The organism is Pseudomonas sp. GW822-FHT04H02 (assembly GCF_058800645.1).
This window is the reverse complement of the sequence record NZ_JBXAMM010000013.1, coordinates 1-8,435: the sequence shown is the minus strand read 5'-3', so window position 1 is coordinate 8,435 and position 8,435 is coordinate 1. Positions and strand designations below refer to the sequence as shown.

Genomic DNA, 8,435 nt, shown 5'->3' with positions numbered 1-8,435 from the left:
GGCGAACAGCCTTCGCCGGCAAGCCGGCTCCTACAGGAAATTTCAATTGCACGAAGCGCGCGCCAGCGAGCTTTTTCCTGCTGATACAAGCTGTTACTGTACGGAGCACAAAGCCCAAGCCGCCTGGATCGGATCTCTGTCTCGATGCGTCCCCTGCTCCTGCTCTTCATCAGCCTGGCCTTGAGCTTTCCCGCAAGCGCGACGATCACCGAAAGTCACGGTTACGCGCAGTTTGGCACGCTCAAATACCCGGCAAAGTTCACCCATTTCGATTGGGTCAACCCCGCTGCGCCCAAAGGCGGCACCTTGCGGGTCATGGCCTTTGGCACCTTCGACACCCTCAACCCCTACACCTTCAAGGGCACCAGCCCGGTCGCCACGCCGAATTTCCTGCAATACGGGGTCAACGAACTCAACGAACCCTTGATGGTGGGCACCGGCCTGTATGCGCCTTCCGGTGATGAGCCGACTTCCAGCTACGGCCTGATCGCCCGCTCGGTGGAATACGCCGAGGACCGCAGTTGGGTGGTCTTCAACCTGCGCCCCGAAGCACGCTTTCACGATGGCAAGCCGATCACCGCCTACGATGTGGCGTTCTCCTATCGCCTGTTGCTCAAGGAAGGCCACCCGCAATACCGCACCAACCTGCAGGAAGTGCAGCGGGTGGATATCCTCGGCCCGCAGCGCATCCGCTTCGTGTTCAAGCGTGCCGGCAACCCCTTGCTGATCCTGCGCCTGGGCGAACTGCCGGTGCTGCCCCAGCATTACTGGAAGGATCGCGACTTCAAGGCCACTACCTTCACCCCGCCCCTGGGCAGCGGCCCGTACCGCATCACCCAGGTACAGCCCGGGCGCCAGCTGGTGTTCGAACGGGTCAAGGACTACTGGGGCAAGGACCTGCCAGTCAACCGCGGCTTCAACAACTTCGACCGGGTCGAAGTGGAGTTCTACCGGGACAGCGACGTGGCCTTCGAAGCCTTCAAGGCCGGCGAGTTCGACATCTATATCGAGCACCAGGCCAAGAACTGGGCCAACGGCTACAACTTCCCGGCGGTCAACCGCGGTGAGGTGATCAAGGCCCAGGTGGCGCACCAGATCCCGACCCAGACCCAGGGCCTGTTCATGAACACCCGCCGCGCCACTTTCGCCGACGTGCGGGTGCGCGAGGCGCTGGGCATGATGTTCGACTTCGAGTGGACCAACCGCACCCTGTTCAGCGGCGCCTACCAGCGCGCCCTGAGCTACTACCCCAACAGCGAGTTCTCCGCCACCGGGGTACCGCAGGGCCATGAATGGCTGCTGCTCTCGCCCTACCGCGAGCAACTGCCCGCCAGCCTGTTCAGCCAGGCCTTCAGCCTGCCGCGCACCGACGGCCGCGGCATCCCGCGGGACACCCTGCGCAAGGCCCTGGGGCTGCTCGGCGAGGCGGGCTGGAAGCTCAATGGCCAGCGCCTGCAGAACAGTGCCGGGCAGCCGCTGCGCTTCGAACTGATGCTGGTCAACCCCAACCTGGAACGGATTCTCCAGCCCTACGTGGAGAACCTCGCGAGCATCGGCATCGACGCCCGCCTGCGCACCGTGGACCGGGCGCAATACAAGCAGCGTCTGGACCAGTTCGACTACGACATGATCCTCATGACCCTCAACCAGACCCTGAGCCCGGGCCTGGAGCAATGGCAGTACTTCCACTCCAGCCAGGTCTCGGTCAAGGGCAGCAAGAACTACGCAGGCATCAACAACCCGGTGGTCGATCACCTGCTGGAACAGCTGCTGGCCGCCCAGACCCGCGACGACCAACTGGCCGCGGGCCGGGCCCTGGACCGGGTGCTGCTGTGGCAGCACTACATGATTCCCAACTGGTACCTCAACTATCACCGCCTGGCCTACCGTAACCGGTTCGCCTTCGTCACCACGCCGCCCTATACCCTGGGCCTCGGCGCCTGGTGGCTGAAGTCCATGGAGAACGCCCAATGATGCCCCTGCGTGCCCTGCTCCTGCGCACCAGCGGCCTGTTGTTCAGCGCCATCGCCTGCTATGCCCAGGCTGCGCCGCAACACGCCGTGACCCTGTACAACGAAGCGCCGAAATACCCGGCGAACTTCCAGCACTTCGACTTCGTCAATCCCGACGCGCCCAAGGGCGGCACCTTCCGCATGGCCGGCTTCGGCAGCTTCGACAGCCTCAACCCGTTCATCAGCAAGGGCGTGCCGGAGCTGAACATCGGCCTGGTCTACGACACCCTGATGGCCCAGAGCCTGGATGAGCCGTTCACCGAGTACGGCCTGGTGGCCAGCAAGATCGAGAAGGCCCCGGACAACAGCTGGGTGCGCTTCTATCTGCGCCCCGAGGCGCGCTTCAACGACGGCCAGCCGATCCACGCCGAAGACGTGGTGTTCAGCTTCCAGACCCTGATGAGCGCCGGCTCGCCGCTGTACCGCGGCTACTACGCTGACGTCGACCAGGTGATCGCCGAAGACCCGCAGCGGGTGCTGTTCAAGTTCAAGCACACCAACAACCGCGAGCTGCCGCTGATCCTCGGCCAGCTGACGATCCTGCCCAAGCACTGGTGGCAAAGCCGCGACTTTGCCAAGAGCAACCTGGAGATTCCCCTGGGCAGCGGCCCTTACAAGGTCACCGAGGTCAAGGCCGGGCGCTCGATCCGCTACGAGCGGGTCAAGGACTATTGGGCCAAGGACCTGCCGGTCAACCGCGGCTTCTACAATTTCGACGTGATCACCAGCGACTACTACCGCGACAACACCGTGGCTCTGGAAGCGCTCAAGGCCGGCCAGTTCGACTACTGGCTGGAAATGAGCGCGAAGAACTGGGCCAACGCCTACAACATTCCGGCCGTGGCCCAGGGCCGCCTGATCAAGGAGCAGATCGCCAACGGCAACCCCACCGGCATGCAGGGTTTTGTCTTCAACACCCGCAGGCCGATGTTCCAGGACGTGCGAGTGCGTCACGCGCTGAGCCTGCTGCTGGACTTCGAGTGGAGCAACAAGCAGCTGTTCAACGGTGCCTACACCCGCACCCGCAGCTACTTCGAGAACTCGGAAATGGCCGCCACCGGCCTGCCGGGGCCCGAGGAACTGGCCATCCTCGAACCGCTGCGGGGCAAGATCCCCCCGCAGGTATTCGACCAGGCCTTCTCCCCTTCGGTGTGCGACGGCAGCGGGATGATCCGCGCCCAGCAGCGCCAGGCCTACCAGCTGTTGCAGGAAGCCGGCTGGCGCATCGTCGACGACAAGATGGTCGACGCCCAGGGCAAGCCGGTGGTGATCGAGTTCCTGCTGGCCCAGACCGAGTTCGAGCGCGTACTGCTGCCGTTCAAGCGCAACCTGGCCGACCTGGGCATCGACCTGGTGATCCGCCGGGTCGACGTGTCCCAGTACATCACCCGGGTGCGCTCGCGGGACTTCGACATGATCGTCGGCAGCTTCCCCCAGTCCAACTCCCCGGGTAACGAGCAACGCGAGTTCTGGATGTCCTCCAGTGCCGACAAGCCCGGCAGCCGCAACTACATCGGCCTCAAGGACCCGGCCATCGACAGCCTGGTGGAAAACCTGATCAACGCCGATTCCCGCGCCAGCCTGGTGGCCCACGCCAAGGCCCTGGACCGGGTCCTGCAATGGGGCTACTACGTGATTCCCAACTGGCACATCAAGACCTGGCGCGTGGCCTACTGGGACCATATCGGCCACCCCAAGGTCGCGCCCAAGTACGACATCGGCGTCAACACCTGGTGGATCAAGCCCGGCGCCAAGCCGGCCGTTGAACCGACCCCGGACAACCAGGCGGCCCCGGCCGAAGCGGTGTACTGACCATGCTGGCCTATATCTTTCGCCGCCTGCTGCTGATCATCCCCACGCTGCTGGGCATCCTGCTGATCAACTTCGTGATCATCCAGGCCGCACCCGGCGGCCCGGTGGAGCAGATGATCGCCAAGCTCGAAGGCTTCGACGGCGCCACCAGCCGCATCGCCGGCGGCGGCGCCGAAGTCTCGGTGGCCGGTTCCAGCTACCGCGGCGCCCAGGGCCTGGACCCGGCGCTGATCAAGGAAATCGAGCACATGTACGGCTTCGACAAGTCGGCGCCGGAACGCTTGTGGATCATGATCAAGAACTACGCCACCCTGGATTTCGGCAACAGCTTCTTCCGTGACGCCAAGGTGGTGGACCTGATCAAGGAGAAGATGCCGGTGTCCATCTCCCTGGGGTTGTGGAGCACCCTGATCATGTACCTGGTGTCGATCCCCCTGGGGATCGCCAAGGCCACCCGCCACGGCAGCCACTTCGATGTCTGGACCAGTTCGGCGATCATCGTCGGCTACGCGATCCCGGCCTTCCTGTTCGCCATCCTGCTGATCGTGGTGTTCGCCGGCGGCAGCTATTTCAACTGGTTCCCCCTGCGCGGCCTGACCTCCAACGACTTCGACCAATTGAGCTGGTGCGGCAAGATCCTCGACTACTTCTGGCACCTGGCGCTGCCAGTCACCGCCCTGGTGATCGGCCACTTCGCCACCATGACCCTGCTGACCAAGAACAGCTTCCTCGACGAGATCAACAAGCAGTACGTGGTCACCGCCAAGGCCAAGGGCCTGACCCAGCGCCGGGTGCTCTACGGCCATGTGTTCCGCAACGCCATGCTGCTGGTGATCGCCGGCTTCCCCTCGGCCTTCATCGGCATCTTCTTCACTGGCTCCCTGCTGGTGGAAGTGATCTTCTCCCTCGACGGCCTGGGCCTGATGAGCTTCGAGGCAGCGATCAACCGCGACTACCCGGTGGTGTTCGGCACCCTGTTCATCTTCACCCTGCTGGGGCTGGTGGTGAAACTGATCGGCGACCTGACCTACACCCTGGTCGACCCTCGCATCGACTTCGACAGCCGGGAGCATTGAGATGAACCTGTCCCCCCTCAATCGCCGGCGCTTCGAGCGCTTCAAGGCCAACAAGCGCGGCTGGTGGTCGCTGTGGCTGTTTCTGGTGCTGTTCGTCCTCAGCCTGGGCGCCGAGCTGATCGCCAACGACAAGCCGCTGGTGGTGCACTACGAAGGCGGCTGGTACTTCCCGGCCCTCAAGCGCTACCCGGAAACCACCTTCGGCGGCGAATTCCCCCTGGAAGCCAACTACAAGAGCCCCTACATCCGCGAACTGCTGGCGCAGAAGGATGCCTGGGTACTCTGGGCACCGATCCCCTTCAGCTACCAGAGCATCAACTACGACCTGCGGGTGCCGGCCCCGGCGCCGCCCTCGGCGGACAACCTGCTGGGCACCGACGACCAGGGCCGCGACGTACTGGCCCGGGTCATCTACGGGTTCCGGGTGTCGGTGCTGTTCGCCCTGACCCTGACCATTCTCAGCTCCATCATCGGCGTCATCGCCGGCGCCCTGCAGGGCTTCTACGGCGGCTGGGTGGACTTGGTGGGCCAGCGCTTCCTGGAGATCTGGTCCGGCCTGCCGGTGCTCTACCTGCTGATCATCCTCGCCAGCTTCGTGCAGCCCAATTTCTGGTGGCTGCTGGGGATCATGCTGCTGTTCTCCTGGATGAGCCTGGTGGACGTGGTGCGGGCCGAGTTCCTGCGCGGGCGCAACCTGGAGTACGTGCGGGCCGCCCGGGCCCTGGGGATGCAGAACGGCGCCATCATGTTCCGCCACATCCTGCCCAACGCCATGGTCTCCACCATGACCTTCATGCCCTTTATCCTCACCGGCGCCATCGGCACCCTCACCGCCCTGGACTTCCTCGGTTTCGGCCTGCCGCCGGGGGCGCCCTCCCTCGGCGAGCTGGTGGCCCAGGGCAAGTCCAACCTGCAGGCGCCCTGGCTGGGCATGAGCGCCTTCGCCGTGCTGGCGATCATGCTCAGCCTGCTGGTGTTCATCGGCGAATCCGCCCGCGATGCCTTCGACCCGAGGAAATGACATGACCCAGGACAACCTGATCGAAGTCCGCGACCTGGCGGTGGAGTTCGTCACCGGCGAGCACCGCCAGCGGGTGGTGCAAGGCGTCAGCTTCGACATCAAGCGCGGCGAGACCCTGGCCCTGGTGGGCGAAAGCGGCTCGGGCAAATCGGTCACCGCCCACTCCATCCTGCGGCTGCTGCCCTACCCTCTGGCGCACCACCCCAGCGGCACCATCCAGTATGCCGGGCACGACCTGCTGACCCTGAAAGAGAAGACCATCCGCCATATCCGCGGCAACCGCATCGCGATGATCTTCCAGGAGCCCATGACCTCGCTGAACCCGCTGCACAGCATCGAGAAGCAGATCAACGAAGTGCTGGGCATCCACAAGGGCCTGACCGGCAAGGTCGCCACCCGGCGCACCCTGGAACTGCTGGAGCTGGTGGGCATTCCCGAGCCGCACAAGCGCCTCAAGGCCCTGCCCCACGAACTGTCCGGCGGCCAGCGACAACGGGTGATGATCGCCATGGCCCTGGCCAACGAGCCGGAACTACTGATCGCCGACGAGCCCACCACAGCCCTGGATGTCACCGTGCAGCTGAAGATCCTCGAGCTGCTCAAGGAACTGCAGGCGCGCCTGGGCATGGCCTTGCTGCTGATCAGCCACGACCTGAACCTGGTGCGGCGCATTGCCCACCGGGTCTGTGTCATGCAGAAGGGCTGCATCGTCGAACAGGCATCCTGCGAAGATCTGTTTCGCGCGCCGCAGCATCCCTACACCCGGGAACTGCTGGCCGCAGAACCCAGCGGCCTGCCGGCGGCCAACGAGATTGGCCCGCCGCTGCTGGAGGTTGACAACCTCAAGGTCTGGTTCCCAATCAAGAAAGGCCTGCTGCGCAGCACCGTGGATCACGTCAAGGCAGTGGACGGCATCCACTTCAGCCTCCCCCAGGGCCAGACCCTGGGCATCGTTGGTGAAAGCGGCTCGGGCAAGTCGACCCTGGGCCTGGCGATCCTGCGCCTGATTGCCAGCCAGGGCGGCATTCGCTTCGAGGGCCAGCAACTGGACAGCCTGACCCAGCAACAGGTTCGGCCGCTGCGGCGGGAAATGCAGGTGGTGTTCCAGGACCCTTTCGGCAGCCTCAGCCCGCGCATGAGCGTGAGCCAGATCGTCGGCGAGGGCCTGCGCATCCACAAGATCGGCAGTGAGCAGGAGCAGGAACAGGCCATCATCGAAGCCCTCAAGGAGGTCGGCCTGGACCCGGACACGCGGCACCGCTACCCCCATGAGTTCTCCGGCGGGCAGCGCCAGCGCATCGCCATTGCCCGGGCCCTGGTGCTCAAGCCGCGGCTGATCCTGCTGGACGAACCGACTTCGGCCCTGGACCGCACGGTGCAGCGCCAGGTGGTGGAACTGCTGCGCACACTGCAAAGCAAGTACAACCTGACCTACTTGTTCATCAGCCACGACCTGGCGGTGGTCAAGGCCCTGAGCCACCAGTTGATGGTGATCAAGCACGGCCAGGTGGTGGAACAGGGGGACGCCGGGGGCATCTTCGACGCCCCGCAACACCCTTACACACGGCAACTGCTGGAAGCCGCCTTCCTGGCTCCGGCAAGCGCCGAATAACCTGAAACAGGAGTAGCAACATATGGGTTTTCTCGCTGGGAAGCGTGTCCTGATCGTTGGTGTCGCCAGCAAGCTGTCGATCGCCTCCGGCATCGCTGCCGCCATGCATCGTGAAGGCGCCGAGCTGGCCTTCACTTATCAGAACGAAAAACTCAAGGGCCGGGTCGAGGAGTTCGCCGCAGGCTGGGGCTCCAGCGCCGAGCTGTGCTTCCCTTGCGATGTGGCCAGTGACGAGCAGATCGCCCAGGTCTTCACCGCGCTGGGTAAAAAATGGGACGGCCTGGACTGCATCGTCCACTCCGTGGGCTTCGCCCCTGGCGACCAGCTCGAAGGCGACTTCACCGATGCCACCACCCGCGAAGGCTTTCGCATTGCCCACGACATCAGCGCCTACAGCTTCGTGGCCCTGGCCAAGGCCGGTCGGGAAATGATGAAGGGCCGCAACGGCAGCCTGCTGACCCTGTCCTACCTGGGCGCCGAACGCACCATGCCCAACTACAACGTGATGGGCATGGCCAAGGCCTCCCTGGAAGCCGGCGTGCGCTACCTGGCCGGCTCCCTGGGCCCGGAGGGCACCCGGGTCAACGCCGTTTCCGCCGGCCCGATCCGCACCCTGGCCGCCTCGGGGATCAAGAACTTCCGCAAGATGCTGGCGGCCAACGAGGCGCAAACCCCGCTGCGGCGCAACGTCACCATCGAAGAAGTCGGCAACGCCGGCGCCTTCCTCTGCTCGGACCTGGCCTCGGGCATCAGCGGCGAGATCATGTACGTGGACGGGGGTTTCAACACCACCGCCATGGGCAACCTCGACGAGTGATCTGCGGCGGTGGGGGGGGGGGGGGGGGGGGGGGGGGGGGGGGGGGGGGGGGGGGGGGGGGGGGGGGGGGGGGGGGGGGGGGGGG

At 64.9% G+C, this 8,435-nt stretch carries 6 protein-coding genes; all 6 read left to right on the top strand.

Annotated features, from left to right (window positions below):
- Nucleotides 1-144: 144 nt before the first annotated feature.
- The 6 genes from AC1RMG_RS32320 to fabI are packed head-to-tail and all read left to right on the top strand — an operon-like array spanning nt 145 to nt 8,350.
- Nucleotides 145-1,974, top strand: a complete 1,830-nt coding sequence (locus AC1RMG_RS32320) for an extracellular solute-binding protein (protein ID WP_011061583.1) — start codon at nt 145-147, stop codon at nt 1,972-1,974.
- Complete coding sequence (locus tag AC1RMG_RS32315; RefSeq protein ID WP_011061584.1) at nt 1,971-3,824, top strand: extracellular solute-binding protein; 1,854 nt, start codon at nt 1,971-1,973, stop codon at nt 3,822-3,824. The genes AC1RMG_RS32320 and AC1RMG_RS32315 overlap by 4 nt, the downstream gene beginning before the upstream one ends.
- Before the next feature lie 2 nt (nt 3,825-3,826).
- A complete protein-coding gene (locus AC1RMG_RS32310) occupies nt 3,827-4,900 on the top strand; it encodes a microcin C ABC transporter permease YejB (RefSeq protein ID WP_493171066.1) in 1,074 nt (357 codons plus the stop codon).
- A gap of 1 nt (nt 4,901) precedes the next feature.
- Entirely contained in the window at nt 4,902-5,921 is a 1,020-nt protein-coding gene (locus AC1RMG_RS32305; RefSeq protein ID WP_011061586.1) for an ABC transporter permease, read from the top strand.
- A 1-nt stretch (nt 5,922) separates the two neighbouring features.
- Nucleotides 5,923-7,533, top strand: coding sequence for an ABC transporter ATP-binding protein (locus tag AC1RMG_RS32300; RefSeq protein ID WP_072441657.1), 1,611 nt, complete (start codon nt 5,923-5,925; stop codon nt 7,531-7,533).
- A 22-nt stretch (nt 7,534-7,555) separates the two neighbouring features.
- Nucleotides 7,556-8,350 carry an enoyl-ACP reductase FabI gene (gene fabI, locus AC1RMG_RS32295; RefSeq protein ID WP_015635823.1) on the top strand — a complete coding sequence of 265 codons (795 nt, stop codon included), beginning with the start codon at nt 7,556-7,558 and terminating at the stop codon, nt 8,348-8,350.
- The last annotated feature ends 85 nt before the right edge of the window (nt 8,351-8,435 follow it).